Below are 2170 nucleotides of genomic sequence, written 5' to 3' on the forward strand. Positions count from 1 at the left end.
AATGGGACCGTAAGAAATCAACGTGGCGAGTCGGTGGCGATGGTGTCCGATGGTGGTATGGCGGCGAGAAGGTCTGTAGCGCTGCGGTATCGGGTGGCTGCGGGGTTGATCGTGATCCCGTCGTGTTCCAGAAGGGGCCGGACTTGAAGCAGCGCGGTGCCGATGGTGCGTGGGCTGACGCCGAACAGCTCGGCCAGTACCTCGCGGGTGCATAGCTTGCGTTGATGCAGCACGGTCGCGAGGATTCGTTCGGCGTCGGTGATCTTCTGTAGGAACACCCCGCCGCGGGCGCCGGGCATGCGTTCGCCGCCGCGTCGGGTGTGGCGATGCCGTTCGACCAGTGCGGCCTGTCGCGGTGCGAGTCGCTCGATGAGGTCGTGGAGTTGTTGTCGGCTGAGCCCGGTCAACGTCGGCGAGGACAGCGTCTCGGGCAGCTGCGCGGGCGGTTGCGCCCCTGAGGCTGAGGTTCGGTGGAGAAAATCTCGCAAAGCCGTGGGTGTGGTGAAGCGCAGCTGGGTCGAGGTTGCGACGCGGTGTGGGTGTTGGTCGAGCAGGGTTCGGGTTTCGGCGATCACCTCGCCGATCGAGTTGGCGTTGACCTCCAACAGTTCCGACAGGACCCGTTGTGAGCAGACCTGGCGCAGGTAGAGGATCGTGATCAGGACGCATGCCGCGCCGGGGAGCAGGCGTTTGCCACCGGCTCCGGGTGCTCGGCGGCGTCGGCCGCCGCGCTGTTCCCAGCAGCGTTGCGCCGCGCGGGCGGCTTGAGCTGGAGCCAGATCGGCGGCGAGATCGTCCAGTTCGTCGCGGGTCATTCCGGTCAACTGCGGGTCGGTGAGCAGTTCCAGGAACTCGGCTCGGTGGTGGTCACGGTGCTCGGCGGTGACGGCGACCCCGGCTGAGGCAGGGCCGACGGTGTAGTTCCAGGCGCCGTGCCAGTCGTGTGGGCGCACGGACAGCGCCTGGAACTGCTCTGTGTTGACCGCGATCCCGAGTGGGTAGTCGCGGGTGTCGAGTTCGGCGTGAACACGCAACCCGGTGCGGGTGTGTGTCGAGGCGATGGTGTTGACGACCACCGCGTGACTGGTCAGCGGGCGTCCACGCCAGTTCATGGTGATCTGGGAGAACAGGCGGTGCTCGATCTTGTTCCATTTGCTGGTGCCGGGCGGGAAGTGGCAGACCGTGATCGCCAGACCGGTCTCGGCCGCCAATGCCGCCAGCTCGGCCTTCCATAGACGGTAGCGGTAGCTGTTGGATCCGCCGGCGTCCGCGGTGATCAGCAGTTTGCTCGCCCGCGGGTAGTCGAAGCATCCTCGCCCCTGCCACCAGCGGCGGATCGATGCCACGGCGAACGCTGAGGTGTCGTGGTCCACGCCGACGTTGACCCATCCGGCGTCGGTGGCCAGATCGTAGATCCCGTAGGGGATCGCCTGGTCGACATTCGGGCCGGTGAAGAAGCTGTGGTCTTCCACCTCGACAGGTTCTCCCTGCGGGCGCCACTCTCGCCCGGCGTTGGGCAGTCGGCCGAGTTGCTCCTTCTTCTTCGAATCGACGCTGATGACCGGCTCACCAGCAGACTGATGCGTCTTGACGTGGTCGTTGATATAGCGGAACTGCCCGTCTCGATCCGGATGCTGGTGTCCCTCCAGCGTCTTGGCGTTGGCTTGAAGACTGAACCCGTTGTCCCGCAATAGTTTCCTCACCGTCGGCGCGGACACCCGATGCCCCTGGCGGCTCAGCTCTTCGGCCAGGTTCCGCAACGACTTCGTCGTCCACCGCAACGGGGACTCCGGATCACCGCGCTCGTCGGGCTCGACCAGCTTCAACAACGCCGCCACGAGTTGCGGATCGACCTGTCCAGCGGGCTTTCGACCCCCGCCCGCGCGCCGCACCTGCTGCTCGGGCAGCGGCGGATCCCCGGACTCCAGCTCGAAGACACCCTTGCGGACCGTGGTTTCGCTGACACCGGCAACGCGAGCCACCGTTCGCACTCCGCCGTGGCCGAGTAACCGCGCCTCCGTCGCCAAGGCCAGACGCCGCTGGCGCTCGTTCAAATGCGGCAACAACACCTCGAACCGCTGACCAAGCCGCTCTTCGGCACCTTCAACACCGCCATAACGCACCGAAACACCATGCAGCACAAAACAACACGTTATTACCTTACGGTCCC

1 protein-coding gene is annotated in these 2170 nt (G+C 65.8%); it reads right to left on the reverse strand.

All coding sequences use genetic code 11. From position 1 onward, the window contains the following. Window positions 1-17: 17 nt before the first annotated feature. A complete protein-coding gene (locus tag NG1_RS34785) occupies window positions 18-2123 on the reverse strand; it encodes an ISAzo13 family transposase (protein WP_062978112.1) in 2106 nt (701 codons plus the stop codon). Window positions 2124-2170 lie beyond the last annotated feature (47 nt).

This window comes from Nocardia gamkensis NBRC 108242, from assembly GCF_001612985.1.
Lineage (GTDB): Bacteria > Actinomycetota > Actinomycetes > Mycobacteriales > Mycobacteriaceae > Nocardia > Nocardia gamkensis.